The organism is Paraburkholderia sp. MM5482-R2 (assembly GCF_050436125.1).
GTDB classification, from domain to species: Bacteria; Pseudomonadota; Gammaproteobacteria; order Burkholderiales; family Burkholderiaceae; genus Paraburkholderia; species Paraburkholderia tuberum.
In genome coordinates this window covers 3,372,165-3,398,553 of sequence record NZ_JBNDLP010000002.1, presented here as the reverse complement: position 1 = coordinate 3,398,553, position 26,389 = coordinate 3,372,165, and the positions used below count along the sequence as shown (strand labels likewise).

General features: G+C 64.6%; 26 protein-coding genes and 1 pseudogene. 16 read left to right on the top strand and 11 right to left on the bottom strand.

The genetic code is table 11. From position 1 onward, the window contains the following. The first annotated feature begins 114 nt into the window (after nt 1-114). The 6 genes from OKW37_RS18455 (at nt 115) to OKW37_RS18430 (ending at nt 6,473) form a co-directional block, all read left to right on the top strand. Nucleotides 115-1,149, top strand: a complete 1,035-nt coding sequence (locus tag OKW37_RS18455) for a methionine ABC transporter ATP-binding protein (protein ID WP_429404851.1) — start codon at nt 115-117, stop codon at nt 1,147-1,149. Then, nucleotides 1,139-1,792 (top strand): methionine ABC transporter permease, encoded by a 654-nt coding sequence (locus OKW37_RS18450; protein ID WP_187612419.1) that lies wholly within the window; start codon nt 1,139-1,141, stop codon nt 1,790-1,792. Before OKW37_RS18455 ends, OKW37_RS18450 begins: the two co-directional genes overlap by 11 nt. A gap of 48 nt (nt 1,793-1,840) precedes the next feature. After that, entirely contained in the window at nt 1,841-2,638 is a 798-nt protein-coding gene (locus tag OKW37_RS18445; RefSeq protein WP_429404853.1) for a MetQ/NlpA family ABC transporter substrate-binding protein, read from the top strand. 235 nt (nt 2,639-2,873) lie between these two features. After that, complete coding sequence (locus OKW37_RS18440; RefSeq protein ID WP_184061355.1) at nt 2,874-3,623, top strand: electron transfer flavoprotein subunit beta/FixA family protein; 750 nt, start codon at nt 2,874-2,876, stop codon at nt 3,621-3,623. Between the two features lie 13 nt (nt 3,624-3,636). Beyond that, nucleotides 3,637-4,584 carry an electron transfer flavoprotein subunit alpha/FixB family protein gene (locus tag OKW37_RS18435; RefSeq protein WP_429404856.1) on the top strand — a complete coding sequence of 316 codons (948 nt, stop codon included), beginning with the start codon at nt 3,637-3,639 and terminating at the stop codon, nt 4,582-4,584. Nucleotides 4,585-4,682: 98 nt separating this feature from the next. Further along, nucleotides 4,683-6,473 (top strand): acyl-CoA dehydrogenase, encoded by a 1,791-nt coding sequence (locus OKW37_RS18430; protein WP_429404858.1) that lies wholly within the window; start codon nt 4,683-4,685, stop codon nt 6,471-6,473. A gap of 139 nt (nt 6,474-6,612) precedes the next feature. On the opposite strand, the pseudogene OKW37_RS18425 reads toward OKW37_RS18430, so the two are convergent. After that, nucleotides 6,613-8,022, bottom strand: a pseudogene (locus tag OKW37_RS18425) (D-amino acid dehydrogenase); the annotation flags it as partial. 56 nt (nt 8,023-8,078) lie between these two features. On the opposite strand from OKW37_RS18425, the gene OKW37_RS18420 reads away from it, so the two are divergent. Together OKW37_RS18420 and OKW37_RS18415 are read left to right on the top strand one after the other, a co-directional pair. Then, a complete protein-coding gene (locus OKW37_RS18420) occupies nt 8,079-8,567 on the top strand; it encodes an Lrp/AsnC ligand binding domain-containing protein (protein ID WP_090801287.1) in 489 nt (162 codons plus the stop codon). Between the two features lie 145 nt (nt 8,568-8,712). Then, entirely contained in the window at nt 8,713-9,864 is a 1,152-nt protein-coding gene (locus OKW37_RS18415) for a PA0069 family radical SAM protein (RefSeq protein WP_184027770.1), read from the top strand. 36 nt (nt 9,865-9,900) lie between these two features. Here the strand turns inward: OKW37_RS18415 and OKW37_RS18410 are convergent, their stop codons facing one another. Continuing rightward, nucleotides 9,901-10,368 (bottom strand): NINE protein, encoded by a 468-nt coding sequence (locus OKW37_RS18410; protein WP_090801282.1) that lies wholly within the window; start codon nt 10,366-10,368, stop codon nt 9,901-9,903. Nucleotides 10,369-10,559: 191 nt separating this feature from the next. Continuing rightward, nucleotides 10,560-11,654: a PQQ-dependent sugar dehydrogenase gene (locus OKW37_RS18405; protein WP_429357139.1), complete on the bottom strand. Its 1,095-nt coding sequence runs from the start codon at nt 11,652-11,654 to the stop codon at nt 10,560-10,562. Between the two features lie 261 nt (nt 11,655-11,915). Between OKW37_RS18405 and rpsP the strand changes: the two genes are divergently transcribed. The 6 genes from rpsP to OKW37_RS18375 all read left to right on the top strand — a co-directional run bounded on the left by rpsP (nt 11,916) and on the right by OKW37_RS18375 (nt 16,304). Continuing rightward, nucleotides 11,916-12,170 carry a 30S ribosomal protein S16 gene (gene rpsP, locus OKW37_RS18400; RefSeq protein WP_013090118.1) on the top strand — a complete coding sequence of 85 codons (255 nt, stop codon included), beginning with the start codon at nt 11,916-11,918 and terminating at the stop codon, nt 12,168-12,170. A 134-nt stretch (nt 12,171-12,304) separates the two neighbouring features. Beyond that, the gene (gene rimM / locus OKW37_RS18395; RefSeq protein ID WP_184061361.1) at nt 12,305-13,039 is read left to right on the top strand and encodes a ribosome maturation factor RimM; all 735 of its coding nucleotides are present in this window, start codon (nt 12,305-12,307) and stop codon (nt 13,037-13,039) included. A 25-nt stretch (nt 13,040-13,064) separates the two neighbouring features. Then, on the top strand, nt 13,065-13,832 hold the full coding sequence (gene trmD / locus OKW37_RS18390; protein WP_184061362.1) for a tRNA (guanosine(37)-N1)-methyltransferase TrmD: 768 nt from the start codon (nt 13,065-13,067) through the stop codon (nt 13,830-13,832). Nucleotides 13,833-13,981: 149 nt separating this feature from the next. Further along, nucleotides 13,982-14,368: a 50S ribosomal protein L19 gene (gene rplS, locus OKW37_RS18385; RefSeq protein WP_013090115.1), complete on the top strand. Its 387-nt coding sequence runs from the start codon at nt 13,982-13,984 to the stop codon at nt 14,366-14,368. An 87-nt stretch (nt 14,369-14,455) separates the two neighbouring features. Continuing rightward, complete coding sequence (locus tag OKW37_RS18380) at nt 14,456-15,214, top strand: NUDIX hydrolase (RefSeq protein WP_429404860.1); 759 nt, start codon at nt 14,456-14,458, stop codon at nt 15,212-15,214. 151 nt (nt 15,215-15,365) lie between these two features. Then, nucleotides 15,366-16,304 carry a CobD/CbiB family protein gene (locus OKW37_RS18375; RefSeq protein ID WP_187612408.1) on the top strand — a complete coding sequence of 313 codons (939 nt, stop codon included), beginning with the start codon at nt 15,366-15,368 and terminating at the stop codon, nt 16,302-16,304. A 72-nt stretch (nt 16,305-16,376) separates the two neighbouring features. Here the strand turns inward: OKW37_RS18375 and OKW37_RS18370 are convergent, their stop codons facing one another. The 3 genes from OKW37_RS18370 to OKW37_RS18360 are packed head-to-tail and all read right to left on the bottom strand — an operon-like array spanning nt 16,377 to nt 18,953. Continuing rightward, on the bottom strand, nt 16,377-16,697 hold the full coding sequence (locus OKW37_RS18370; protein ID WP_184006321.1) for a DUF2007 domain-containing protein: 321 nt from the start codon (nt 16,695-16,697) through the stop codon (nt 16,377-16,379). A 1-nt stretch (nt 16,698) separates the two neighbouring features. Further along, on the bottom strand, nt 16,699-17,697 hold the full coding sequence (rsgA, locus tag OKW37_RS18365) for a ribosome small subunit-dependent GTPase A (RefSeq protein ID WP_429404863.1): 999 nt from the start codon (nt 17,695-17,697) through the stop codon (nt 16,699-16,701). Further along, nucleotides 17,694-18,953 (bottom strand): M48 family metallopeptidase, encoded by a 1,260-nt coding sequence (locus tag OKW37_RS18360; protein ID WP_184061366.1) that lies wholly within the window; start codon nt 18,951-18,953, stop codon nt 17,694-17,696. The genes rsgA and OKW37_RS18360 overlap by 4 nt, the downstream gene beginning before the upstream one ends. A 228-nt stretch (nt 18,954-19,181) precedes the next feature. Between OKW37_RS18360 and orn the strand changes: the two genes are divergently transcribed. After that, the gene (gene orn / locus OKW37_RS18355; RefSeq protein ID WP_429404865.1) at nt 19,182-19,793 is read left to right on the top strand and encodes an oligoribonuclease; all 612 of its coding nucleotides are present in this window, start codon (nt 19,182-19,184) and stop codon (nt 19,791-19,793) included. Between the two features lie 38 nt (nt 19,794-19,831). On the opposite strand, the gene mog is transcribed toward orn, so the two are convergent. Continuing rightward, nucleotides 19,832-20,473: a molybdopterin adenylyltransferase gene (gene mog, locus OKW37_RS18350; RefSeq protein WP_429293661.1), complete on the bottom strand. Its 642-nt coding sequence runs from the start codon at nt 20,471-20,473 to the stop codon at nt 19,832-19,834. Beyond that, nucleotides 20,454-21,071, bottom strand: coding sequence for a ribosome biogenesis factor YjgA (gene yjgA, locus OKW37_RS18345; protein WP_187619756.1), 618 nt, complete (start codon nt 21,069-21,071; stop codon nt 20,454-20,456). Before yjgA ends, mog begins: the two co-directional genes overlap by 20 nt. 150 nt (nt 21,072-21,221) lie before the next feature. Between yjgA and pmbA the strand changes: the two genes are divergently transcribed. Then, the gene (pmbA, locus tag OKW37_RS18340; RefSeq protein WP_184061368.1) at nt 21,222-22,592 is read left to right on the top strand and encodes a metalloprotease PmbA; all 1,371 of its coding nucleotides are present in this window, start codon (nt 21,222-21,224) and stop codon (nt 22,590-22,592) included. A 97-nt stretch (nt 22,593-22,689) separates the two neighbouring features. On the opposite strand, the gene OKW37_RS18335 is transcribed toward pmbA, so the two are convergent. The 3 genes from OKW37_RS18335 to OKW37_RS18325 all read right to left on the bottom strand — a co-directional run bounded on the left by OKW37_RS18335 (nt 22,690) and on the right by OKW37_RS18325 (nt 26,297). Beyond that, nucleotides 22,690-23,190, bottom strand: coding sequence for a dihydrofolate reductase (locus OKW37_RS18335; RefSeq protein ID WP_184061487.1), 501 nt, complete (start codon nt 23,188-23,190; stop codon nt 22,690-22,692). A 71-nt stretch (nt 23,191-23,261) separates the two neighbouring features. Beyond that, the gene (locus tag OKW37_RS18330; RefSeq protein ID WP_184061369.1) at nt 23,262-24,821 is read right to left on the bottom strand and encodes a sigma-54 dependent transcriptional regulator; all 1,560 of its coding nucleotides are present in this window, start codon (nt 24,819-24,821) and stop codon (nt 23,262-23,264) included. A gap of 24 nt (nt 24,822-24,845) precedes the next feature. Next, complete coding sequence (locus OKW37_RS18325) at nt 24,846-26,297, bottom strand: hypothetical protein (protein WP_429404868.1); 1,452 nt, start codon at nt 26,295-26,297, stop codon at nt 24,846-24,848. Between the last annotated feature and the right edge of the window lie 92 nt (nt 26,298-26,389).

Genomic DNA, 26,389 nt, shown 5'->3' with positions numbered 1-26,389 from the left:
AAGGGCATGTCGTCGCTGCGGTAGAATGACGACCTCAAATCCCAATAAAAGAAACGGCGGCCGCTTGTCGGGAGCACGATGCTCGCCGGCAGCCTCCGCCGTTTTCGTTTGTCCATGATCGAAATACGCAATGTTTCCCAGCGGTTTGCCGGGCCCCGGGGGTGGGTCGAGGCGCTGCACAACGTCAATCTGACGATTCCGGCGGGCGAGGTGTTCGGCATCATCGGCCGCAGCGGCGCGGGCAAGAGCACGCTCGTGCGCACGATCAACCTGCTGACGCGCCCATCCGAGGGCAACATCCTCGTCAACGGCCGCGATCTGACGACGCTGCCCGCCGCGCAACTGCGCGACGCGCGTCGCGAGATCGGCATGATCTTCCAGCACTTCAATCTGTTGTCGTCGCGCACCGTGTACGAGAACGTCGCGCTGCCGCTCGAACTGGCCGGCATGAAGCGCGACGAGATCGAGGCGAACGTGCTGCCGCTGCTCGAGCTCGTCGGTCTGTCGGCGCAGAAGGACCGCTATCCGGCGCAGATCAGCGGCGGGCAGAAGCAGCGCGTGGGCATCGCGCGTGCGCTCGCGAGCAAGCCGAAGGTACTGCTGTCGGACGAGGCGACCTCCGCGCTCGACCCCGAAACCACCCGCGCGATCCTCGATCTGCTCAAGCGCATCAACCGCGAACTGAACCTGACGATCGTGCTGATCACTCACCAGATGGACGTGATCAAGCAGGTCTGCGATCGCGTCGCGGTGCTCGACGCGGGCCGCGTCGTCGAAAAGGGCAAGGTGATCGACGTGTTCCTGCAGCCGCACCACGAAGTCACGCGCGCGCTGATCGGCGACGTGATCGCGCAGGAGCTGCCGCCCGCCCTGAAGGCGCGCGTCGCGCAGCGGTTGAAGACCGGCAGCGGCCATCTGCTGCGCCTCGCGTTCACCGGTTCGGGCGTTGATCAGCCGATCCTGTCGGAGACGATTCGCCGCTACGAGCTCGACTTCAACATCCTGCACGGCCAGATCGACGAAATCCAGGGGCAGGCGTTCGGCTCGCTCGCGGTACTCGCGGGCGGCGATCCGGCCAAGGTCGCGCAGGCGATCACGTTTCTGCGCGAGCAGGGTGTCGTCGTGGAGGAGCTCTCGCATGTTGAGTGAAATGTTCGATATGTTCGTCCAGTCGTTCTGGGAGACGCTCATCATGGTGGGTATCTCCGGACTGATTGGCGCTGTGGTCGGCTTGCCGCTCGGCGTGCTGCTGTATTTGACCAACCGCCAGGGCGTGCTCGAAAACGTCGCGTTGAATCGCGTGATGGGCGTGATCGTCAACGCGGTGCGCTCGACGCCGTTCATCATCCTGCTGGTCGCGGTGATTCCGTTTACGCGACTGGTCGTCGGTTCGTCAATCGGCACCGCGGCCGCGATCGTGCCGCTGACGATCGCCGCGGCGCCGTTCATCGCGCGTCTGGTCGAAACGGCGCTGCGCGAGGTCGATCGCGGGCTCATCGAGGCGGCCCAGGCGATGGGCGCGACCACCAGCCAGATCGTCTTCAAGGTGCTGTTGCCGGAATCGCTGCCGGGGGTGGTCGCCGGGTTGACGATCACGTTCGTGTCGCTGGTCGGCTATTCGGCGATGGCCGGCGCGATCGGCGGCGGCGGTCTTGGCGACCTCGGCATCCGCTACGGCTATCAGCGCTTCCTGCCAGAAGTGATGCTCGCGGTCGTGCTGATACTGATCGTGTTCGTGCAACTGGTGCAGTCGTTTGGGGATTGGCTCGTGCGTCGTCTGAGCCACAAATAAACAAGGGCGTTCGGAAGCCCGCTAATAAAGATTCGGAAAAGGTCGATCATGCAACGTCGCTTCATTCTCAAGCTGGCCGCCGCATTCGGCGCGGCAACGCTCTTCGCCACCACCGCGGCGCATGCCGAAGACACGATCAAGGTTGGTGTCACCGGCGGCCCGCACGCGCAGATCATGGACGTCGTGAAGATGGTCGCGGCGAAGAACGGCCTGAACATCAGGATCGTCGAATTCTCCGACTACGTGCAGCCGAACGCGGCGCTCGCGGGCGGCGATCTGGACGCGAACAGCTACCAGCACGACCCGTACCTGCAGGCGCAGGTGAAGGATCGCGGCTACAAGCTGATCCGTATCGCCGATACGGTCACGTACCCGATGGGTATCTACTCGAAGAAGGTGAAGTCGCTCGCCGAACTGCAGCCGGGCGCGAAGATCGCCGTGCCGAACGACCCGACCAACGGCGGCCGCGCGCTGCTGTTGCTGCAGAAGCAGGGCTTGCTGAAGCTGCGCGCCGAGGCGGGCCTGAAGGCGACGCCGCTCGACATCGTCGACAATCCGAAGAAACTAAAGATCGTCGAGCTTGACGCGGCGCAGATTCCGCGTTCGCTGGGCGATGTCGATGCCGCCGCGATCAACACCAACTTCGCGATGGAAGCGGGCCTCAAGCCAACGCAGGACGCTATCGCGATCGAGGACCGGAAAGGTCCCTACGTGAACGTGATCGCGATTCGCGAAGCGGACAAGAACAAGCCGTGGGTCGCGAAGCTCGTCGCGGCGTACCACTCGCCGGAAGTGAAGCAGTTCGTCGACAGCAAATTCGGCGGCTCGGTAATCACCTCCTGGTGATGCAACGCCCGCGGACCTCGCAGAACACGACGGCAATGCGAAATTAGAGGTCTGAGTCGGAACCCGGGGTTGTCTCCCGGGTTTTTTGGAGATTAAAATAGAACGATCGTTCGATATTGCCGTTACGCCGCTGAGGAGCGATATCCTCCCGCAAAGCGCCCGCGACACGGCTGTCATGAGGGCAGTCGCTATAATGTTCATCGGGTTGACGTATTCGTAACTTTGGAGCGTGTGCATGAAAATTCTGGTGCCAGTGAAAAGAGTGGTCGACTACAACGTGAAGGTCCGCGTGAAATCGGACGGTACGGGCGTCGATATCGCGAACGTGAAAATGTCGATGAACCCGTTCGACGAAATCGCGGTTGAAGAAGCGGTGCGTCTGAAGGAAGCGGGCGTCGCGACCGAAGTGATCGCCGTGTCGGCCGGTGTTGCGCAGGCGCAGGAAACGCTGCGCACCGCGCTCGCCATCGGCGCGGATCGCGCGATCCTGATCGAATCGAACGAAGACCTGCAGCCGCTCGCCGTCGCGAAGCTGCTCAAGGCGCTCGTCGACAGGGAGCAGCCGCAACTGGTGATCCTGGGCAAGCAGGCCATCGACGACGACTCCAACCAGACCGGCCAGATGCTCGCCGCGCTCGCGAATCTGCCGCAGGCGACGTTCGCGTCGAAGCTTGTCGTGGCGGACGGCAAGGCGACGGTGTCGCGTGAAGTGGACGGCGGCGCAGAAACACTGTCGCTGACGCTGCCGGCCGTGGTCACGACCGATCTGCGCCTGAACGAGCCGCGTTACGTAACGCTGCCGAACATCATGAAGGCGAAGAAAAAGCCGCTGGAAACGCTCAAGCCCGAAGACCTCGGCGTCGATGTCACGCCGCGTCTGAAGACGCTGAAAGTCGCCGAGCCGCCGAAGCGTTCCGCCGGTGTGAAGGTGCCGGACGTGAAGACGCTGGTCGAGAAGCTGAAGACCGAAGCGAAGGTGCTGTGAGGAGACCCGAGAAATGACGAACCTGGTAATTGCAGAACACGACAATGCGTCGATCAAGGCCGCGACGCTGAACACGATCGCAGCGGCACAGAAGATCGGCGGTGATATTCACGTGCTGGTCGCGGGACATAACGCGCAGGGCGCGGCCGATGCGGCCGCGAAGATCGCTGGTGTCAGCAAGGTGCTGCTCGCCGATGCGCCGCAACTGGCCGAAGGCCTCGCGGAAAACGTCGAAGCGACGGTGCTGACGCTTGTGCAAGATGCGGCGAAGCACTACACGCACATCCTCGCGCCGGCTACCGCCTACGGCAAGAACATCGCGCCGCGTATCGCCGCGAAGCTCGACGTCGCGCAGATCAGCGACATCACGGCAGTGGATAGCGCCGACACGTTCGAGCGTCCTATCTACGCGGGCAACGCGATCGCGATCGTGCAATCGGCTGATCCGATCAAGGTCATCACCGTGCGCTCGACCGGTTTTGATGCCGTCGCGGCCGAAGGCGGCAGCGCAGCGGTCGAGAAGATCGAAGCGGCAGCCGACGCAGGCCTCGCGCAGTTCGTGAGCCGCGAAGTGACGAAGCTCGATCGTCCGGAACTGACGAGCGCGAAGATCATCGTGTCGGGTGGCCGTGGTCTGGGCAATGGCGAGAACTACATGAAGGTGCTGGAACCGCTGGCCGACAAGCTCGGCGCGGCACTGGGCGCATCGCGTGCGGCGGTCGACGCGGGGTTCGTGCCGAACGATTATCAGGTCGGTCAGACCGGCAAGATCGTCGCGCCGCAACTGTACGTCGCGGTCGGCATCTCGGGGGCGATCCAGCACCTCGCCGGCATGAAGGACTCGAAAGTCATCGTCGCGATCAACAAGGACGAAGAAGCGCCGATTTTCAGCGTGGCCGATTACGGCTTGGTTGGCGATCTGTTCACCCTCGTGCCGGAACTCGTGCGCGAACTCGGCTAAGCGCCGCGGCGCCTGAAAGAGGCCGCCGAAAGCAAGCGAAGGGCGCAGGACCGACCAAGTCCCGCGCCCTTTTTTCATAGCAAGGGAGGAGAACCGAAATGAGCTATACGGCGCCCATCAAGGACATGCTGTTCGTGATGAAAGAACTGGCCGGACTCGAAGACATCGCGAAGCTGCCCGGCTTCGAGGACGCGAACCTCGACACCGCGCGGGCCGTGCTCGACGAGTCGGCGAAACTATGCGGCGAAGTGCTCGCGCCGCTGAACGTCGACGGCGATCGCAATCCGAGCAGCTGGAAGGATGGCGTGGTCACTGCGACGCCGGGTTTCAGGGAAGCCTTCCGCCAGTTTGCCGAAGGCGGTTGGCAGGGCGTGCAACATCCGCTCGACTACGAAGGCCAGGGCCTGCCGAAGCTGATCGCGACGCCTTGCATCGAAATGCTCAATGCGTCGAACCTCTCTTTTGCACTGTGTCCGTTGCTGACCGACGGCGCCATCGAAGCGCTGCTAACCGCTGGCAGCGAAGCGCAAAAACAGACCTATGTGCCCAAGCTGATTTCCGGCGAATGGACCGGTACGATGAACCTGACCGAACCGCAGGCCGGCTCCGATCTCGCGCTCGTACGCACGCGCGCCGAGCCGCAGGCCGACGGTTCGTTCAAGCTGTTCGGCACGAAGATTTTCATCACGTGGGGCGAGCACGACATGGCGAAGAACATCGTGCATCTGGTGCTCGCACGTACGCCGAACGCGCCCGATGGCGTGAAAGGCATTTCGCTGTTTCTTGTGCCGAAGTTTCTCGTCAACGAAGACGGTTCGCTCGGTGAGCGCAACGACGTTCACTGCGTATCGATCGAACACAAGCTCGGCATCAAGGCGAGCCCGACCGCGGTGCTGCAGTTCGGCGATCACGGCGGCGCGCTCGGTCAGCTGATCGGCGAAGAGAATCGTGGCCTCGAATACATGTTCATCATGATGAACGCCGCCCGTTTCGCGGTCGGCATGCAAGGTGTCGCGATCTCGGATCGCGCATATCAGAAGGCGGTCGCGTATGCGAAAGAGCGCGTGCAGAGCCGTCCCGTGGACGGCTCCGCGAAGCAGTCGGTCGCGATCATCCAGCACCCGGACGTGCGCCGCATGCTGTCGACGATGCGCAGCCTCACCGAGGCGTCGCGCGCGCTCGCCTACGTCGCGGCCTCGCACTGCGATCTCGCGCATCGTCATCCGGACGATGCGACGCGCGCGAAGCATCAGGCGATCTACGAATACCTCGTGCCGATCGTGAAGGGCTGGAGCACGGAGCTGTCGATCGACGTGACGAGCCTCGGCGTGCAGGTGCATGGCGGCATGGGCTTCATCGAGGAAACCGGCGCTGCCCAGTACTACCGCGACGCGCGCATTCTACCGATTTACGAAGGCACGACCGCGATCCAGGCCAACGACCTGATCGGTCGCAAGACGCTGCGCGACGGCGGCAAGGTCGCGAAGGAACTGCTCGCTGGCGTCGCCGAAACGGTTGAAGCGCTTGGCGCGCAGCAGGGTGCGGCGTTCGCATCGATGCGCACACAGCTCGCGCAGGGCCAGCGCGCGCTTGGCGCGGTCGTCGATTTCGTCGTCGCCAATGCGAAGGGCGATCCGAATGCGGTGTTCGCGGGCAGCGTGCCCTATCTGAAGCTCGCGGGCATCGTGCTGGGCGGCTGGCAGATGGCGCGTGCGCAGCTTGCCGCGGCGACGAAGCGCGACGAGGACCGAGCGTTTCATGACGCGAAGATCGCGACCGCGCGGTTCTACGCCGAGCACGTGTTGCCGCAGGCGGCGGCGCTCGAAGTGGCGATCGTCAGCGCGAAGGGGGGCGAGGGCGTGCTGGCTTTGTCGGAAGACCAGTTCTGAGCATGCCTCGATGCCGGCCGCGATCGCGGCAGCACATTGAAATGCAAACGGCGCCCCGCGAGGCGCCGTTTGTTTGTCCGGCTGCTGTTTGTTGCGGCCTGCGCCGCGGCCAGGGCCGCGTCAGCGCACGCACTCAAACTCACGCATACGCCGGCCGATGCTCGCCCGCGGTCTCGCCGAGATAGCGATGCACCGACAGATCGTCCGCGCGAATCGCGGGCTGCTTGCCCGACATCAAGTCGGCGAGCAGTTGGCCCGAGCCGCACGACATCGTCCAGCCAAGCGTGCCGTGGCCGGTGTTCAGGAACAGGTTCGGCACCGGCGTGCGGCCGACGATCGGCGTGCCGTCCGGCGTCATCGGCCGCAGACCGCTCCAGAACGTCGCCTTCGACGTGTCGCCGCCGCCCGGGAACAGGTCATTCACAGAAAGCTCGAGCGTCTCGCGGCGCGCCTGGCGCAGCGATTTGTCGAAGCCGACGATCTCGGCCATCCCGCCGACGCGAATTCGGTCGTCGAAGCGCGTGATCGCGATCTTGTAGGTCTCATCGAGCACGGTCGACACCGGCGCGGCAGCCGCGTCGACGATCGGCGCGGTGATCGAATAGCCCTTCAGCGGATAGACCGGAATCTTCACTATGCCATCGAGGAAGCGCGTCGAATACGAGCCGAGCGCGACCACGAACGAATCCGCGCGCACGAGTTCGCTGCCGCACTGCACGCCGGCGATGCGGCCGCCCGCCATCGCGAGCGCGTCGATCGACGTGTTGTAGCGGAACTTGACGCCCAGTTCCTCGGCGAGCGCCGCGAGGCGCGTCGTGAACATCTGGCAGTCGCCGGTTTCGTCGCCGGGCAGGCGCAGGCCGCCGGTGAGCTTGTGCGACACCGCGGCGAGGGCTGGTTCGGCCTTGGCGAGTTCGTCGGCCGTCAGCAGTTCGTATGGCACGTTGGCTTCCTGCAGCACGGCGATGTCTTTCGCGGCGCCGTCGAACTGCTGTTGCGTGCGAAATACCTGCAGCGTGCCGCCGGTGCGGCCTTCGTACTCGATGCCGGTGTCGGCGCGCAACGCCTGCAGGCAGTCGCGGCTGTATTCTGCCAGCCGCACCATACGGCCCTTGTTCACCGCATAGCGCGGCGCCGTGCAGTTCTGCAGCATCTGCCACATCCATTGCAGTTGGAACGCGGTGCCGTCGACGCGAATCGCTAGCGGCGCGTGCTTCTGGAACATCCACTTGACGGCCTTCAGCGGCACGCCCGGGGCGGCCCACGGCGAAGCGTAGCCCGGCGAGATCTGGCCCGCGTTGGCGAAACTGGTTTCGAGCGCCGGGCCGGCCTCGCGATCGATAACGGTCACTTCGTGACCGGCGCGCGCGAGGTAATACGCACTCGTCACGCCGACGACGCCACTGCCCAAAACGACGACTCGCATAGCTGCTCCAGATATCCAAAAATTGAGTGAAGGCAAGGCGCTCGTCGGAGCTTCGATCTGATTCGATTCGACGAGCTGCAATGTGAGGTGAAATGCCGTTTGCCCAGTGTTAACCGCTATACTATTAACTGTGAGACAGGTTTTGTTATTGTATTTTCATCATTTTTAGAAAAAACACCATGCGTACCCAGCGCCAGCCCGTGCGGGCTCTCGACAAGCTCGATCACAAGATCCTGCGGCTCCTGCAGCAGGACGGCCGTATGGCGATGAAGGACCTGGCGGAGCAGGTCGGTCTGTCGGTGACGCCGTGCATCGAGCGCGTCAAGCGGATGGAGCGCGACGGCGTGATCACCGGCTACTACGCCCGCGTGAACCCGGCCGAGCTGGGCGCGGCGCTGCTCGTGTTCGTCGAGATCACGCTCGATCACAAGAGTGGCAACATGTTCGATCTGTTCCGGCGCGAGGTGCAGAAGATCCCCGAGGTGCTCGAGTGCCACCTCGTGTCGGGCGATTTCGACTATCTGATCAAGGCGCGCATCGGCGAAATGGCCGATTACCGCAAGTTGCTCGGCGATATCCTGCTGCAGCTGCCGGGCGCGGTGCAGTCGAAGAGCTATGTGGTGATGGAGGAAATCAAGGAGACGCTGACGATCGCGGTGGGCGAGTAGGTGCCGGTTCACTGACGGGGTTGGACAAGCATCAAGCGACCAACGAAGTGCTCGACAAACGGCGTAAATACTGTATATTTATACAGGTATTTTGCGCCGCTTTCCTTTGGCGCTTCCCGTTTGTGTTTGCTTTGCGTGGCCCGCCGTGGATGACCCCGACACCCCTGACATTCCCGAATTTCCGATCGCGCCGCCGGCGCCTCGCAAGGGGCGCGGCGCGGTCACGAACCTGCAAGGCCGCTACGAAGTCGACCAGCGCGAAGCCGTCCACGACGGCTGGCAGACGGCCGACGAAGACGGGGAGCCGAAGGTCCTGCGCACGCAGGTGTTCGAGGAGCGCGCAAAAACCATCCTCACACGCAATGCGTCGCCGGACATTCCGTTCAATGTGTCGCTGAATCCTTACCGGGGCTGCGAACACGGCTGCATCTATTGCTTCGCGCGGCCCACGCACAGCTACCTGGGCTTGTCGCCCGGGCTCGATTTCGAAAGCCGCATCTACGCGAAGATCAACGCGCCCGAACTGCTCGAGCGGGAACTGTCGAAGAAGTCCTATGTACCCGAGCCGATCGCGCTCGGCGTCGCCACCGATGCATGGCAGCCGGCCGAACGTGACTTGCGTCTTACGCGTCGTGTGATCGAGGTGCTCAGCGAGCGCAACCACCCGTTCGCGGCGATCACCAAATCATCGCTGATCGAGCGCGACATCGACCTGCTTGCGCCGATGGCCGGGCGCGGGCAATTCATGGCGGCGATCACCATCACCACGCTGGACGCAGACATCGCGCGCACGCTCGAACCGCGCGCGGCCACGCCGTCGCGCCGGCTGCGCACGATCCGTACGCTCAGCGAGGCGGGCATTCCGGTCGGCGTCAGCATCGCGCCGGTGATCCCGTTCGTCACCGAACCGGATATGGAGCGCGTGCTCGAAGCATGCGCCGAAGCGGGCGCCAGCAATGCGAGCTATATCGTGCTGCGGCTGCCGTGGGAGGTCGCGCCGCTGTTCAAGGATTGGCTGGGCGCACATTTCCCGGATCGGGCCGAGCGCGTGATGAGCCGTGTGCGCGACATGCGAGGCGGCAAGGATTACGATTCTTCGTTCTCGACCCGCATGAAGGGAGAGGGCTTATGGGCGGATCTGCTCAGGCAGCGCTTTCACAAGGCCGTGCGCCGGTTAGGGTTGAACGGGCGCGACCGCGGCATTCTCGACATGTCGCATTTCCGCCGGATCGAGCCGCCGCGCGCCGAACAGGTGAGCGCACCGGCGCGCGACAATCCGCAACTGAGGCTTTTCTAGCGCGCAGGAACGTCTGCGGGTCCCGCCACGGGGGCATTACTGCGAAATCGCTTTGGCCGCTTCGACCTGACTTTCGAAGTAGGTCTGGAACGCGAGCGCGAGACCGGTCATCAGCAGAAACGCACCGATCAGCAGCGAAAAGATCACGACGAAAATGACCGTCCAGCCGGAGCGGCTTTTGCGTTGCGTGTGGGTGTTGAATTGCGCATCCCATTTCTGATCAGGACGCAGCCCGTAGACGAGCGCCGCCAGAAACGCGGCAAACAGCGAAACCGCGCCGATCGGCGCGAGCACCCAGCCCAGGATCGACGCGCGCTCGGTCGCGACCAGCAGCATCACGCCGGGAATGCCGATCAGCGTGCCGAGTAGATGCGCCCAGCCGTAGATGTCTCGGGTGCCATACAGATAGAAGCGGTGGGCGCCGAGGCTGCCGAACAGGAACGCCAACGCGGCGGTGAGCGTCTTGGATCTGAAGCGCGGGGAAGTCGAGGCAGCGGTGGGCATGAACGCGTGGGCAGAGTGACGGGCGGTCGAAAGGAGCGGCGCGCCGCGGGGGGCGCGGACCGACGCGCATTCTACGCCTGCGGCGCGCGGGTGGTCACGTGGAGGACGATCGCCCAGGCTGAAAGCGGGGCGGCGAGATGCGCCGGACCTGGCTCAGGGTGAGTTCAGCCGGGCATGCGTGCATCCGCGCGTTACGGCGCTGAATACGTGATGCGATAGATTGCGCCGGCGGTATCGTCGCTGATCAGTAGCGAACCGTCTGGCAGCGGCAACACGTCGGCGGGGCGGCCCCAGACCGATTCGCCGGGTTGCAGCCAGCCTTCGGCAAAGACCTGCTGGCGTGCGTGGCTGCCGTCAGGGTCGGTGATCACGCGCACGACGCGGTAGCCGACCTTCTTGCTGCGGTTCCACGAGCCGTGCTCGGCGATGAAGATATTGTTGCGGTAGTCGGCTGGAAACATCGGGCCGTCGTAGAAGCGCATGCCAAGCGCCGCCACGTGCGCGCCAAGCTTGACCACTGGCGGCGTGAATTCGCTGCACGGATGATCCTTACCGAACTCGGGGTCGGGCGTGTCGCCGCCGTGACAGTACGGAAAGCCGAAGTTCATGCCGACATGCGGCGCGCGGTTGAGCTTGTCGCTCGGAATATCGTCGCCGAGCAGGTCGCGACCGTTGTCGGTGAACCACAGTTCGTGGGTGACCGGATGCCACGCGAAGCCGACCGAATTGCGGATGCCGCGCGCGACGACCTCGTAGTGGCTGCCGTCCGGGTTCATGCGGCCAATCATCGCAAAGCGGTCCGGATCTCTCTGGCAAATGTTGCACGGCGCGCCTTGCGGCACGTACAGCTTGCCATCCGGGCCGAACGCGATGAATTTCCAGCCGTGATGCGTGTCCGTCGGCAGCTTGTCGGTGACAACGACCGGTTTCGGCGGATCGTTCAGGTGCGAGTCGATCGCATCGAAGCGCACGATTTTCGACACGGCCGACACATACAGCGCGCCGTCGCGCCACGCGACGCCAGCGGGCATCTGCAGCCCGGACGCGATCACGTGGTGACCCGTCACGCGGCCGTTCCGCAGCTCGAGCGCATACACATGGCCATCGTCGCTGCCCACGTAGAGAATGCCCTTGGGCGACAACGTCATCGCGCGCGCGCTCGGCACCTCGTCCGACAACACTTCGATGTGAAAGCCCGGCGGCAGCTTGATTTTCTCGATGGGCAGCGCGGCGATTGCCGTCAACGCCTGCGCGGCGATAACCGCGGCCGCTACCGCACGTAGAATCCGGCTGCACGAGGTGCGCGAAAGTCCAGCAAAGCGTACGAAAAAGGCACAAAAGGCGAACGGAAACGGGAGTTTCGGCTGGCGTTGCACAGGCGCTCCTTCAGGTAATTCGGGCGTTTGAACGGGTTCTCGCACCTCTTGTAGAAGGTGGGTGCAGCCCGGTTCCGCAGTTTATCCCGGTAAGTGTTTGTTATGGCGTCGGTTTCCCGCTATAATCGCGTGTTTCAGTCGTTCCGAACCCCGGTTTTCAAGGATTCTAGTATGGTCATCATCCGCTTGGCTCGCGGCGGCTCCAAGAAGCGCCCGTTCTACAACATCGTCGCCACCGACTCGCGCAGCCGTCGTGACGGCCGCTTCATCGAGCGCGTCGGTTTCTACAACCCGGTCGCTACGAAGGGCGAGTCCCTGCGTATCGCTCAGGATCGCCTGACGTACTGGCAAGGTGTTGGCGCGCAACTGTCGCCGACCGTCGAACGTCTCGTGAAGGAAGCGCAAAAGGCGCAGCCGGCTGCTTGATATGGCGGCCCGCAGGCGTATCGTCGTCGGTTCGGCCGGCGGCTCGCGCAACTCGCGTGAGCAGTCCGATGCGCAATTTGTTTTACTGAAGCAGACGCCAAAGCAGGCTGCGAAGTTGTTGTCGAGGTTATTCGATGTCTGAGCGTGATTCCGGCAGTTCTGGTAGCGTCAAGGCAGCTTCGCGCGCAAAGGCGTCTGGTCAGGCGTCGTTCGGTGCATTCGTCCGCAAGCCGGTCGAACGAACCGACGGCAAGGCGAAAGAGGCGCAAGCCAATGCCGCGAACGCCGATTTCGAAGCGGCAGAAATGCGCATCGAAACGGCGGCAAGCTGGCCGGCCGATGCGGTCGAAGTCGGCGCAATCGTCGACGCCTATGGTCTCAAAGGCTGGGTCAAGGTAGCCGCGCATGCGGATGCCGGGCAAGGCGGCGACGTCTTGCTGAGCGCGAAACGCTGGTGGCTGGTGAAAGGCCAGGAGCGCAAATCGGCGCCGTCCTTGCAGGCCAAAACACATAGCGACAGCGTGGTCGCCCGTCTGGGTGGCGTCGCTGACCGCGATACGGCGTTGGCTTTGCGCGGTTCCCGCGTATACATCGGCCGTAGCGAATTTCCGGCGCTCGAAGCCGACGAATTCTACTGGGTCGATCTGATCGGCCTGGACGTGGTGAATCTCGCCGGGCTCAACCTCGGCAAAGTCGCCAGCATGATCGACAACGGCGCGCAGTCGGTGCTGCGCATCGAATATCCGGCGACCGACAAAAACGGCAAGCCGGTCGCAGGCGAGCGTTTGATCCCGTTCGTCGGCGTCTTTGTCAAAACGGTGGACCAGGCGGCAAAGCATATCGTCGTCGACTGGGAAGCTGACTATTGAAATCTATCGTTGAGCGGGGAGAGCGATGCAGTTCGATGTCGTGACGCTCTTTCCAGAAATGTTCCGCGCGCTGACTGACTGGGGTATCACCAGCCGGGCCGCGAAGCAGCAGCGCTATGGGTTGCGTACGTGGAATCCGCGCGATTTCACGACCGACAACTACCGCACGATCGACGATCGCCCATACGGCGGCGGCCCCGGCATGGTTATGCTGGCCCGGCCGCTCGAAGACGCGATCAGTGCCGCGAAAGCGGCGCAGTCGGAGCAGGGCATCGGCGCGGCGCGCGTCGTGATGATGTCGCCGCAAGGCGCCACACTGAATCACGAGCGCGTGATGAAGTTCGCGGCCGAACCCGGTCTGATCGTGTTGTGCGGGCGTTACGAAGCGATCGACCAGCGTCTGCTGGACCGTGTAGTCGACGAAGAAGTAAGCCTTGGCGACTTCGTGCTGTCGGGCGGCGAGTTGCCCGCGATGGCGTTGATGGATGCGGTCGTGCGTCAGTTGCCTGGCGTGCTGAACGACTCACAGTCGGCGGTGCAGGATAGCTTCGTCGATGTGCTGCTCGATTGTCCGCACTACACGCGTCCCGAGGAATACGAGGGCGTGCGGGTGCCTGATGTGCTGCTCGGCGGCCATCATGCGGAAATCGAAGCGTGGCGGCGGCGCGAAGCATTGCGCAACACGTTGAACAAGCGGCCCGATCTGATCGTGAAGGCCAGAAAGAACAGAATGCTGAGCCGTGCCGACGAGGCGTGGCTCGCGAGTCTCGCGAAGGAAGAGCCGAAGGCCTGAGGCCCCGGTCTTTCGAGCGGACACAAGGCGGTGCCGTGCATGCGTGTGCGGTACCAGATGTGAACCCATCCTCTATCGGGGCCGTAGCCGAACGCAGTAAGCGCGTGAGGCAGGTACGAACGCCGACAAGATGGATCTAGGAGTCAGTGATGAATCTGATTGCAAAACTCGAGCAGGAAGAAATCGCGCGCGTTCTCGGCGAAAAGACCATTCCGGATTTTGGTCCGGGCGATACGGTCATCGTAAGCGTGAACGTGGTTGAAGGCACGCGTAAGCGTGTGCAGGCTTACGAAGGCGTCGTGATCGCCAAGCGTAACCGTGGTCTGAATTCGTCGTTCATCGTCCGTAAGATTTCGTCGGGCGAAGGCGTCGAGCGTACGTTCCAGACGTATTCGCCGCTGCTGGCTAGCATCGTCGTCAAGCGTCGCGGCGATGTGCGTCGTGCGAAGCTGTACTATCTGCGCGAGCGTTCGGGCAAGTCGGCTCGAATCAAGGAAAAGCTGGTCTCGAAAGACCGCGCTGCTTCCCAAGCGTAAATGCTGTAAGAAAAAGCACCCCTCGCGGGTGCTTTTTTGTTGGCCAGGTCAAAATAGCGGCATGTCCACGCTCATCAGAGAGACCCGTTGATCCGCCCCGTCTTTGAGCCCGAAACTCTGCCTGTCATCGCGACAGGCGCCGATCTGCCACCGGTCGCGCGCGAGCGTCTGACGCCCGATGCACTGCGGGCGCGCTTTGATCGGCAGCTTGCCTGGACACCCGAGAAAATTGCCGATGCGCCGTGGCGCAATACCGACCTCGATCCGCGCGTGGCCGCGGTGCTGGTGCCGCTCGTCGTGCGCGCGCATGGTCTTACCGTGTTGCTCACGCAGCGCGCGGACCATCTGAACGATCACGCCGGTCAGGTGAGTTTTCCCGGCGGCCGCCAGGAACCGTTCGACGCTGATGCGACTGCTACGGCTCTGCGCGAAGCGCGCGAAGAGGTGGGCCTCGACGCGTCGCGCGTCGAAGTTCTCGGCGCGTTGCCCGACTATCTCACTGGCACCGGCTTTCGCGTGTCGCCGGTCGTCGCTCTTGTGCACCCGCCGTTCTCGCTGGAGATCGATACGCTCGAAGTGGCCGAGGTCTTCGAAGTGCCGCTCGCGTTCCTGATGGACCCGTCCAACCACGAAGAGCGCCTGTTCCGCTACGAGGGCGGAGAGCGCCGCTTCTTCGCGATGCCGTATCCGCGCGGCGAATTGACGGCGGCTCCGGAGGCCGCCGAGCAGCGCGGCGCGCAACACGCGCAGACGGTCACGCCAGCAGCCGTGCAAGGCGGCCATCATTTCATCTGGGGCGCGACGGCGGCGATGCTGCGCAACCTGTATCGGTTCCTCGCCGCATAAATTACGTGACTCGCATCGCCGCGTCGACGATGCACAGTTGCGCGAACGACGCACTTGTCGGCGCTTTGTCAGCGTCCGCGTTCAGACTCATCCGACCCTGTGCTATCGTTATAAAACAATCGTAAAAAACTTAAAAAGCACGGCGCATCGCATGACTTTTTTCTCCGTATTGCTGGCTCTGATCATTGAACAGGTACGCGCGCTGTCGCCGAACAATCCGTTGTCCGCGTTGCTTCAATACCATGCGGAGTCGGCGGCGCACGGATTCGATGCTGGCAAGCAACGTCACGGTCTGCTCGCGTGGCTCGTCGTGGTGGTGCCCTGGACGCTCGCGGTCGCGCTCGTCTACTACGTGCTGTATCACATTCACTTCATGCTCGCGTTCCTGTGGAACGTCGTGGTGCTGTACTTCACGCTCGGCTTCCGGCAGTTCAGCCATTACTTCACCGACATCCATCTCGCGTTGAACAACGACGACGTGCCACGCGCGCGCGAAATTCTCAACGAATGGACGGGGCTCGAGACCGTCGACATGCCGGTCAGCGAGATCGTGCGTCACACGCTGATCCACGCGGTGGTCGCGTCGCATCGTCATGTGTTCGGCGTGTTCTTCTGGTTCCTGATTCCGGCCGGTCCCGCTGGCGCGGTGCTGTACCGTTGCGCGGAATATCTCGCGCGCGCATGGGCGCGGCCGGCCGACGACCGCACCGTCGCGTTTTCGAGCTTCGCGCAGCGCGCGTTCTTCGTGATCGACTGGGTGCCGGCGCGGCTGACGTCGCTGGGCTTTGCGATCGTCGGCAATTTCGAGGATGCGATTTACGCGTGGCGCAATCATGCGCGGCAGTGGCCCGATACGAACGACGGCGTGTTGCTCGCCGCGGGCAGCGGGGCGCTCGGCGCGCGCCTGGCCGGGCCACTCGCGGAGCCGTCGAGCCTCGACGCGCTCGCCACCGGCGACGGCGGTCCGATGCAGGTCGGCGACGACTGCACGCCGCGCACGCTGCAATCGGCAGTGGGGCTGGTGTGGCGTGCAGTCGTACTGTGGATGATCCTGCTGTTGATGCTGACCATCGCGGTGTGGCTCGCCTGAAGCGGCGAGGCCACGCGCGCAGCACAAGAAGAAGCCGGGCAATGCCCGGCTTCTTCAATTCCCGACTCCGCTTCACCCCTTCAACGGATCGCGCACGGTCCCGCATTGCCAGCACACGGTGAACTGCGCCTCGAGCACCTCGCCGCACTGCTGACATTGCCATGGAGGCGCGCCCGGTGCCGGTCCTCGCGAGGCCGCTTCGATCAGCCGCCGCGCGATCGCCTCATCGCGTTCATCGACGAGCCACAACTCCGGCGCGCACTGGTCGGCCGGAATCTCGCCGAGCGCACCGTTCAGATAGCGGTTGTGCAGCTCGCAAGCGATGCCCGCGGTCTCCAGCACGTTGACCCAATGCTGTCCGATGATCAGGTTCGGCGCGCGCATCAGTTTCATGTCAGCGGACAATCTGGCTCGCCTCGTGCACGAGCTGCGCATAAAGCGCATGCCGTTCGCGGCGGATACGCCCGTCGGCGACGGCTTCGAGGATCGCGCAGCCAGGCTCGTGCAAATGATGGCAGTTATAGAAACGGCAGTTTGGCAGCAGCGGCCGGAACTCGGGGAACGCGCGTTCGAGCCGGCCTTCGGTCAGGTGATGCAGGCCGAATTCCTGAAAGCCCGGCGAGTCGATCAGCGCGCCGGCCGCGCCGTTGACGCCATTCACGCCGGTCGTGCCCTCCGACCGTTGCAGCGGATAAAGACGCGTGAACGTCGTGGTATGGCGCCCGCTGTTCAGCGCGGTCGAGATCTCGCGCGTCGCGACTTCGGCATCGGGAATCAGCAGGTTCACGAGTGTCGATTTGCCCATGCCGGACTGGCCGAGCAGCAGCGTCGCGTGACCATGCAGATGTTCGGTCAGCGTGGCGCGTGCCGCCTCGGGCTGCATCCGGATCGACGCTTCGAGCACCGGATAGCCGAGAGCGCGATACGGCTCGAGCCGCTTGCGCGCGCCGTCCAGAGCATCGGTGACGTCGATCTTGTTCAGCACGATCAGCGGCTTCAATTCGTTCGCCTCGGCGGCGACGAGCGCGCGGCCGAGCAGATCCTCGCTGAAATGCGGCTCGGTGGCGAGCACGATCAGCAACTGGTCGAGGTTCGCGGCGAACAGCTTCGACTTGTACTGATCCGAGCGATACAGCAGATTGCGCCGCTCGCCGATCTCGACGATCACGCCTTGATCCGCCGAGGTCGGCTCATAGATCACGCGATCGCCGACCGCGACCTCGCTGCGCTTGCCGCGTGGGAAACATTGCAGCAACGCGCCGCCGTCTTCAGGAGCGACCAGATAGTGGCGGCCGTGCGCGGCCACCACGAGGCCGCCCGTGCGCACGCCGTACATGCCGGATGCGGTGGCCGACGCGCCGCGCGACGCCTTCTTCGGAGCGCGGCCGCTCATGCGTGCTGCAGCAGTCGGTCGATCCGCTGCGAGGCCGGCGGATGCGAATAGTAGAACGCGGTGTAGATCGGATCGGGCGTCAGCGTCGACGCGTTGTCCTCGTACAGCTTGACGAGGGCGTTGACGAGATCGTGCGCGTCGGTTTGCGTCGCCGCGAACGCGTCGGCTTCGAACTCGTGCTTGCGCGAGCTGAGACTGCCAAGCGGCGTGACGAAGAACATGAACACGGGCAGCGCGAGGAAGAACAGCACGAGCGCGAGTCCGCTATTGCCGCCTACGAGCGACGGCCGCACGCCGAGCCCTTCGTAGAACCACACGCATTGCGTCAGCCAGCCGAGCAGCGCGAGCATCGCGAGGCTGATCGCGAACGTCACCAGCATGCGCTTCATCACGTGACGACGCTTGAAGTGGCCGAGCTCGTGCGCGAGCACCGCTTCGATCTCGCGGCCCGACAGGCGCGCGAGCAGCGTGTCGAAAAACACGATGCGCTTGCTCGCGCCGAAGCCGGTGAAGTACGCGTTGCCGTGTGCCGAACGGCGGCTGCCGTCCATCACGAACAGGCCCTTCGCGGCAAAGCCGCAGCGCTTCATCAGCGCCTCGATGCGGGTCACGAGCGCTTCATCCTTCAGCGGCTCGAACTTGTTGAAGAGCGGCGCGATGAAGGTCGGGAAAATCAGCAGGCCGAACATCTGGAACGCGACCCACACGACCCATGCCCACAGCCACCACAGGTTGCCCGCGCGGTTCATCAGCCACAGCACGACGAACAACAACGGCAGGCCGAACGCGATGCCGAGCAGCGCGCCCTTCAGACGGTCGAAAAAGAACAGGCTTTTGCTCATGCGATTGAAGCCGAAGCGTTGCTCGACGACGAACTGCCGGTAGTAATCGAACGGCAGGTCGATCGCGCTCGTGATCGCGATCACAGCGGCTACCAGCGCGATCTGACCGACGTAGCCGCGGCCGAGCCAGTCGGAGATCGCGAGATCGAGCAATTGCACGCCGCCGAGCAGCGTGAGCCAGATCAGCACGGCCGCGCCGACGACGATCTCGACCATCGCGAGCCGCGTGCGCTCGACCGTGTAGTCGGCCGCGCGCTGATGCGCGGTGAGCGCGATGGTGTTCGCGAACTGGCTCGGCACCTGTTCGCGATGCGCGACGACGAAGCGGATCTGCCGCGACGCGAGCCAGAGTTTGGTGCCGACCATCGCGACGACGGCGACGACGAACAGGGCGGTGAAGTACAGGGTAGGCATCCGGGGATTCCGTGGTATCTATGCGAGAATTATATGTTTCTTCCCGCCTCGCGGCGGAGATACGGTTTAAAGCGACGGTTCAACGCACGAGCTCCGGCGTAGCAGTTCAGGGCGGCGCTTTGGCGCGGCCGGCCCGGCTCGAACCGCGCGAATCGATTTCAAACGAACACATGCCGCGCCGCGCGGGTTTCCAGCGAAGCCCGCCGCGCGGCCCTCAGGGTTGCCTTCATGACTGACATCCTCGCATCCACCGAACAGCCGCCGCTCGTGCGCTGCGACATGAATCTCGTCTGGCTGGACATGGAAATGACCGGGCTCGAGCCCGACACCGACCGCATCATCGAGATCGCGGTGGTGGTGACGAATTCGACGCTCGACAGGATGGTCGAAGGTCCGGTGCTCGCGATTCATCAGAGCGATGAAACGCTCGCGAAGATGGACGCGTGGAACCAGAACACGCATGGCCGCTCGGGGCTGATCGATCGCGTGAAGGCGTCGACGGTCAGCGAGGCCGACGCGACCGCACAGATCCGCGAGTTCCTCGGCCAGTACGTGCCGCCGGGCAAGTCGCCGATGTGCGGCAACTCGATCTGCCAGGACCGCCGCTTCATGGCGCGCTGGATGCCGGATCTGGAGAGCTTCTTCCACTACCGCAACCTCGACGTGAGTACGCTGAAGGAGCTGTGCCGGCGCTGGCAGCCGGTCATCTACAAGGGCTTCCAGAAGCGCGCGATGCACACGGCGCTGGCCGATATCCACGAGTCGATCGACGAGCTGAAGTACTACCGCGAGCATTTCCTCGTGCCGTCGGCGCCGGACGCCGCCGCGAGCGCTCAGTAAAGCGCGGGCCTGCACGGGCAGGCCCCGAACCTCGAACCTCAGTCTTGCCGCGGCGCGCGTTGCGCGCTTTTCGGCCGGAACGCCTTGACCACGTCGACGTTCGTTTCTACGTAAGGGCCGCCGATCAGGTCGATGCAGTACGGCACCGCCGCGAAAATCCCTGGCACCTTGACCATGCCGTCATCGCGCAGGCCTTCCAGCGTTTCCCTGATGGATTTCGGCTGGCCGGGCAAGTTGATGATCAGCGCGGCGTGTCGTTCGGTTTCGCGGATCACCGCGACCTGGCGCGACAGGATCGCGGTCGGCACGAAATTCAGGCTGATCTGCCGCATCTGCTCGCCGAAGCCGGGCATCTCCCTGGTCGCGACAGCGAGCGTCGCCTCGGGCGTCACGTCGCGGCGCGACGGTCCGGTGCCCCCGGTCGTCAGCACCAGATCGCAGCCCACTTCGTCGACCAGCTCGATCAGCGTCGCCGAGATGGTCGGCGCGTCGTCGGCGATCAGCCGCGTGACCACCTGCCATGGCGAGCTCAAGGCCGCGCCGAGCCACTCCTGCAACGCCGGAATGCCCTTGTCCTCGTACACGCCCGTCGACGCGCGGTCGCTGATCGACACGAGGCCGATCACGATTTCGTCGGGGTGCTGACGTTGCTTACGTTGATCAGGCGTCGCGGTCGTCATCGTCGTCTTCCGCGGCGAGGTTGGGGTCGTGCGCGTCTTGCGCTTCGTCGTCGGTGCCGGCCGCGCTCTTGATCCACTGGAACAACTCGCGGAAGTAGCGCGGCGGCTTGCTCTGCTCCGCTTCCTTGCGCGCGTTGCGGATCAGCGTGCGGCCCTGCTGCGGGTCGGCGCTCGGGTGCCGGCGGATGAACTCGGTCAGCGCGGCGTCGTCGGCCAGCAGCTTTTCGCGGGTGCGCTCGATCCAATGGAGCTTCGCCGTCTCCGACTTGTTGATGCCCTTGTAGGTGTCGAGCGCGGTGCGCAGCGCGGCGGTTTCGGTGTCGAGCAGCGAGCGCATCACGCGGCCGACGTACTGGATCTGGCGGCGCTTGCCTTCGTGGTCGGTGATGCGGCGCGCTTCGCGCACGGCTTCGTCGAGCTTTTCGGGCATCGGCATGCGCTTGAGCGCGTCTTTCGGCAGCGCGACGAGTTCCAAGCCCAGATCCTGCAACGCCTGCATTTCGCGTTTGACCTGGGACTTGCTCGGACGATCGTAGCCGTTTTCGTCGACTTCCGTGACGACGGATTCGATCGGTTGAATGCGGGTTTTGCGTGTCATGCCGGTATTGTAACTTGCCGCGCCGGCCCGACCCGCGGCGGCGCGTACCTTGCTATGATCGCGGGATGCATCTATCCCGCACCCGCGCGCCTGCCCCGAATACGGTGTGCATACCCAGGGCCGCGCGGCCCCAACAGGACGGCAACCACAATGGCAGCAGACATGGACGTCAAGCAGCGCTTTTTTCCGCATACCCAGGATGAGCTGAAGGAAATCGCCTCGGACATCCTTCGTCACGCGAAGGCGCTCGGCGGCACCGACGCCGCGACCGAAATCTCCGAAGGCGACGGCCTGTCCGTCTCGGTACGGCGCGGCGAAGTCGAGACGATCGAGCACAACCGCGACAAGATGGTCGGCGTGACGGTGTTCATCGGCAACAAACGCGGTAACGCGAGCACCTCGGACTTCTCGCCGCAGGCATTGAAGGACACGGTCGCGGCCGCCTACAACATCGCGCGCTTCACCGCCGAAGACAATTGCGCGGGCCTCGCCGAAGCGGAGCTGCTCGAAACCGCGCCGCGCGACCTCGATCTGTACCACCCGTGGAATCTGTCCGCCGACGAAGCGGTCGAAATCGCGCGCCGCGCCGAAGACGCCGCGTTCGCGACCGATCCGCAGATCAAGAACTCGGAAGGCGCGAGCGTGTCGGCACAGCACTCGCAGTTCGTGCTGGCGACCTCGCGCGGCTTCCTCTCCGGCTATCCGTATTCGCGCCACTACGTCGCGTGCGCGCCGATCGCCGGCAGCGGCCGCAACATGCAGCGCGACGACTGGTACACGTCGACGCGCAGCGCCGACGAACTCGCCGATCCCGAAGCGGTCGGTCGTTACGCGGCGCAGCGCGCGCTCGCGCGCATCGGCGCGCGCGGCCTCGACACGCGCAAGGTGCCGGTGCTGTTCGAGGCGCCGCTCGCGGCGGGCCTGCTCGGCGCATTCGTGCAGGCGACGAGCGGCGGCGCGCTGTATCGCAAGACTTCGTTTCTGGTCGACAGCCTCGGCAAGCCGGTGTTCGCGCCGCACGTGCAGGTGGTCGAAGACCCGCACGTCGCGCGCGCGATGGGCAGCGCGCCGTTCGACGAGGAAGGCGTGCGCACGCGCCAGCGCTCGGTCGTGAAGGACGGCGTCGTCGAGGGCTATTTCCTGTCCACCTACTCGGCGCGCAAGCTCGGCATGAAGACCACCGGCAACGCGGGCGGCTCGCACAACCTGTCGCTGCTCAGTTCGAACACGCGCCCCGAGGACGACTTCGAGGCGATGCTGAAGAAGCTCGGCACGGGTCTGCTGCTGACCGAGCTGATGGGGCAGGGCGTCAATTACGTGACCGGCGACTACTCGCGCGGCGCGTCGGGTTTCTGGGTCGAGAACGGCAAGATCCAGTATCCGGTCGAGGAAATCACGGTCGCGAGCACGCTGCAGGAGATGTTCCGCCATATCGTCGCGATCGGCGCGGATACGATCACGCGCGGCACCAAGCAGACCGGCTCGGTGCTGATCGAGCGGATGACGATCGCGGGGCAGTAAGCCGCACGGCGCGTTCCAACGCAGCCCCGTATCAAACGAAAACGCCACGCAACTGAACGTTGCGTGGCGTTTTTTATCGCTTGCGCGGCGCGCGCCCTCAGACGTCCTTGCGCTGATAAGTGACGAATGCGTAATCGAAGTCGTTGGGCGCATTCGAGTGATGCGCTTCGCGCGCGATTTCTTCCCACACTTGCGGGTCGATCGCGGGGAGGGTCGCGTCGCCGTCGAAGTCGGCGGCGATTTCGGTGACGATCAGCTTGTCCGCATGGCGCAGCCCTTCGTCGTAGAGCTCTGCGCCGCCGATCAGAAACGCCTGCGGCGCCTGGTCCTGCGCGGCGAGCGCGAGCGCTTCGTCGAGATTGGTCGCGGTGTCGCAGCCCTGGAAGCGTCGCGAGGCATCGCGCGTGACGACGATGTTGCGGCGTCCCGGCAGTGGCCGGCCGATCGATTCATGCGTTTTGCGGCCCATGATGATGGGCGCGCCCATCGTCGTGCGCTTGAAGAATTTGAGGTCTTCGGGCAGTCGCCAGGGCAACTGGTTGTCGCGGCCGATCACGCCGTTGCTGGCGCGAGCGACGATCAGGGTGAGCGTCGTCATCGAATGGAAAGAGGAGGGTAACCGGGCGATTCTACCCGAGCCGTCGATCCACACCGACGCGTACCCGCCGCTCACGCCCGCGCCGGCCCGTCCGCGGGGAGCGCTCCCTTGTCGTCGGCGCTGCCCGGTTCGCGCAAGCCGTGCACGCCCATCAGCCGATACAGCGTCACGCGGGAGATGTTCAGATCCACCGCCGCCTCGTTCAACCGGTGCCGATGGCGCAGCAGCGCGGCCTCGATCGCGCGCTTCTCGGCAGCCTCGCGCGCCTGCGTGAGCGTCATGCTTTCCTGCTCGGTGTAGCCCGCGAGGTCGAGGTCGTCGGCCGAGATCAGCTTGTTCTCGGCCATCACGATCGCGCGGCGCACGCGGTTGATCAGCTCGCGCACGTTGCCGGGCCAGTTGTAGTTGTAGAGCGCCTCGATCGCCGACGGCGTGAAGCCGCGAATCTTGCGCGCGTTGTCGGTCTTGAACTTGTGCAGCATGTGGTACGCGAGAATCTCGATGTCCCGCCCCCGCGCGCGCAGCGGCGGCTCATCGACGCGCAGCACGCACAGGCGATGAAACAGATCCGCACGGAACTGGCCCTCGCGCATCGCGCCGTCGAGATCGACGTGGGTCGCCGAGATGATGCGCACGTCGACCGGAATCGATTCGCGTCCGCCGAGCCGCTCGATCTTGCCTTCCTGCAGAAAGCGCAGCAGGCTCGCCTGGCTTTCGAGCGGCAGATCGCCGATCTCGTCGAGAAACAGCGTGCCGCCGTCTGCCGCCTCGACGCGGCCGATCTTGCGCTGATTCGCGCCGGTAAAGGCGCCGCGCTCGTAGCCGAACAGTTCGGATTGAAGAAGATGAGGCGGGATCGCGCCGCAGTTGATCGGTGTGAAAGGCGCCTTGCGGCGCGGCGAGCGCTCGTGGATCGCGAGCGCGGTCAGCTCCTTGCCAGTGCCCGATTCGCCCGCGATGAACACGCTCGCGTCGGTGTTCGCGACCTTGCGGATCGTGCGAAAAAGCTGTTGCATCGCCTCGCAGGTGCCGACCATTTCCTCGTCGCCCGCTTCGCTGACGGGCGGCGGAAGTTCCGGGTCGCACAGCGCGACCATGCCGAACGCGTGGCCGGCCAGATAGTCGATCGTGGCGTGCGCGACGGGCAGCTTCACGAAGTCGAAGCAGTAGTGGCGCACGAGGCGTCGCACGAGCGGATCGTCGAGCCGCTCGTTGGTCGCCAGCGCGATCCAGCCGATCTGCTGCTGACGCAGGCTCGCCTCGAGCCCGCCGATGTCGCGCGGCGCGAAGCTCGCCAGATCGACGATCCCCGCGCATGCGATGTCAGGTTTCACGAGCCGCCCGAGTTCGTGCGCCGAGCGCGCCGCCGCGACCTGCCAGCCGCGGCTTTTCAGATGCGCGATCAGCGTTTCGTCGGGCGTGCGCGCGACGTACAGCAACTGTCGCTCGACGCCGCGCACCGCGGCGCTCGCCGGGGCGCCGGCTTCGTTGCTTGCCGGTGGGGGAACGCCCGGCGCCGCCGCGGACTCGGCGGACGGCATTGCGGCGCGCTGCTTCGGCACCGCGAGCGACAGATGCGATCCCGCTGCCGCGACGGAAGCCACACTGGTCAGATGAGGTGATTCACGCACGTTCGACCTCGTATCGTTGGCACGTCAGAAGGTGTACGGAAAGCGCATGCCGACCACGAAGTTCGGCGCGTCGGGTGTGAGTCCGATCGATACCGAGCCGTTGATGGTCAGATGCTTGTTCACGACGTGGTTCAGGCCAAAATTCATCGCCGCGGCCGTGGTTTCGCTGCCCGGCACCTTCTGATAGCTGCTGCCCGGCGACTTGGTCTGCGACGCGGGTTCGAGCGCCATCGTGAACGACACGCTGGCCGAATCCTTGTCGGAGAACGCGAGCGCGACGCCTCCGCCGAACTGCACGATGTCGCCGAGCTTGACCGTCGCCGGTTCGGTTTGTCCCTGCACCGACGAGATGTCCGCGAACGAACGCGCAAGGTTGTAGGTATAGGAAACGCTGCCGAACAGCACGACCGGGTCGTAGGTCTTCAGCACCGACAGACCCGCCGTGATGTTCCAGAAGCCGGTGCCGGTCGGCAGTCTGGTCGGCGCGACGAGGTTGGTGTTGTCCGCGTCGACCTGCACGACTTTTTCGCCGAACGGCGAGCTGCCGGTCGGCGCCTTCACGCGCAGACTGCCGACCACGTCCGGCAAGGCATTGGTTTCCCTAACGAACTGGTAGTAGATGCCGAAGTTCACGTCGCCGATGTCGTGACTCGACACCGTCGCGTCCGACAGCGTGCTCGCCGCGCCGCCCGCGCCGCCGACGATGAAGGTGCTGCGCCGATACACGTACGGCACGTCGACGTCGACATTGATGCGGTCGGACACGCCGTAGCGCGTGTCGAGGTCCGCCATCACCTGGTGCGACTTGGTCTGGCCGAGGTTGATGTTGCCGAGGAAAATCGCGTCGAGCGCGAGGAAGCCCGACAACTGCAACTGGCGACGGTCGTAGTAGGTGTCGCTGATGCCGAAGTCCATCGTCAGCTTGTGGTCGAAGAGCGGCGCATGCTCGCGTTGCACGACCGCCTGCTCGGCCTGCGTGCGCACCGGTTCGTTCGCGCGCTGGGTCCGGCCGACCGCGCCGCTGCCGTCCGTGGCGGCGGGCAGGCCGCCGGCGCTGGCGTTGCCTGCATTGCTGCCGTCCGGCGTCGGCGGATTGACCGGCACGCCGGTCGCGGTGCCGGTGGTGCCCGCCGGCGCGGGCGCGCCGGGCGCGATCTGCGCGAGCGGCGGCAGCGGCACCGGCAGGCCGTCGGCGCCGGGCTGCTCGGCCACCGTGTCGCTGCCCGCGGGGGCGCCGGCGCCCGGCACGCCGCGTCCGCGCTGCGCCATCTCGAGTTCGGTGACCTGCCGTTCGAGCGAATGGATCTGCCGCTGCTGCTCGTCGACGACGCGCATCAGCGTGTTAAGACGGTCCTCCACGGATTGACCGGCGAGCGCCTGCGCGCTCGCCGACTGAGAAAGAGCCCACAGCATGACGGCGGCCGGAATGGCCGCGAGAGCCATGCGCGGTGCCCTGGTCGATGACACTTTTTTCATTTTTGCTCCCCCGGTGGTCCGGCCGCGCGGTGCTGACTGCGCGGCCGTTTCTTTACTGCTTGTGCTGCAACTGGCGGTGGCGGCCCGCCTCG

What these genes read in the sequence shown, in the direction of transcription:
- OKW37_RS18455 (WP_429404851.1), top strand. Translation starts at nt 115, where the DNA reads ATGATCGAAATACGCAATGTTTCCCAGCGGTTTGCCGGGCCCCGGGGG.
- OKW37_RS18450 (WP_187612419.1), top strand. Translation starts at nt 1,139, where the DNA reads ATGTTGAGTGAAATGTTCGATATGTTCGTCCAGTCGTTCTGGGAGACG.
- OKW37_RS18445 (WP_429404853.1), top strand. Translation starts at nt 1,841, where the DNA reads ATGCAACGTCGCTTCATTCTCAAGCTGGCCGCCGCATTCGGCGCGGCA.
- OKW37_RS18440 (WP_184061355.1), top strand. Translation starts at nt 2,874, where the DNA reads ATGAAAATTCTGGTGCCAGTGAAAAGAGTGGTCGACTACAACGTGAAG.
- OKW37_RS18435 (WP_429404856.1), top strand. Translation starts at nt 3,637, where the DNA reads ATGACGAACCTGGTAATTGCAGAACACGACAATGCGTCGATCAAGGCC.
- OKW37_RS18430 (WP_429404858.1), top strand. Translation starts at nt 4,683, where the DNA reads ATGAGCTATACGGCGCCCATCAAGGACATGCTGTTCGTGATGAAAGAA.
- OKW37_RS18420 (WP_090801287.1), top strand. Translation starts at nt 8,079, where the DNA reads ATGCGTACCCAGCGCCAGCCCGTGCGGGCTCTCGACAAGCTCGATCAC.
- OKW37_RS18410 (WP_090801282.1), bottom strand. Translation starts at nt 10,368, where the DNA reads ATGCCCACCGCTGCCTCGACTTCCCCGCGCTTCAGATCCAAGACGCTC.
- rpsP (WP_013090118.1), top strand. Translation starts at nt 11,916, where the DNA reads ATGGTCATCATCCGCTTGGCTCGCGGCGGCTCCAAGAAGCGCCCGTTC.
- rimM (WP_184061361.1), top strand. Translation starts at nt 12,305, where the DNA reads ATGTCTGAGCGTGATTCCGGCAGTTCTGGTAGCGTCAAGGCAGCTTCG.
- trmD (WP_184061362.1), top strand. Translation starts at nt 13,065, where the DNA reads ATGCAGTTCGATGTCGTGACGCTCTTTCCAGAAATGTTCCGCGCGCTG.
- rplS (WP_013090115.1), top strand. Translation starts at nt 13,982, where the DNA reads ATGAATCTGATTGCAAAACTCGAGCAGGAAGAAATCGCGCGCGTTCTC.
- OKW37_RS18375 (WP_187612408.1), top strand. Translation starts at nt 15,366, where the DNA reads ATGACTTTTTTCTCCGTATTGCTGGCTCTGATCATTGAACAGGTACGC.
- OKW37_RS18370 (WP_184006321.1), bottom strand. Translation starts at nt 16,697, where the DNA reads ATGAAACTGATGCGCGCGCCGAACCTGATCATCGGACAGCATTGGGTC.
- rsgA (WP_429404863.1), bottom strand. Translation starts at nt 17,697, where the DNA reads ATGAGCGGCCGCGCTCCGAAGAAGGCGTCGCGCGGCGCGTCGGCCACC.
- OKW37_RS18360 (WP_184061366.1), bottom strand. Translation starts at nt 18,953, where the DNA reads ATGCCTACCCTGTACTTCACCGCCCTGTTCGTCGTCGCCGTCGTCGCG.
- orn (WP_429404865.1), top strand. Translation starts at nt 19,182, where the DNA reads ATGACTGACATCCTCGCATCCACCGAACAGCCGCCGCTCGTGCGCTGC.
- mog (WP_429293661.1), bottom strand. Translation starts at nt 20,473, where the DNA reads ATGACGACCGCGACGCCTGATCAACGTAAGCAACGTCAGCACCCCGAC.
- yjgA (WP_187619756.1), bottom strand. Translation starts at nt 21,071, where the DNA reads ATGACACGCAAAACCCGCATTCAACCGATCGAATCCGTCGTCACGGAA.
- pmbA (WP_184061368.1), top strand. Translation starts at nt 21,222, where the DNA reads ATGGCAGCAGACATGGACGTCAAGCAGCGCTTTTTTCCGCATACCCAG.
- OKW37_RS18335 (WP_184061487.1), bottom strand. Translation starts at nt 23,190, where the DNA reads ATGACGACGCTCACCCTGATCGTCGCTCGCGCCAGCAACGGCGTGATC.
- OKW37_RS18325 (WP_429404868.1), bottom strand. Translation starts at nt 26,297, where the DNA reads ATGAAAAAAGTGTCATCGACCAGGGCACCGCGCATGGCTCTCGCGGCC.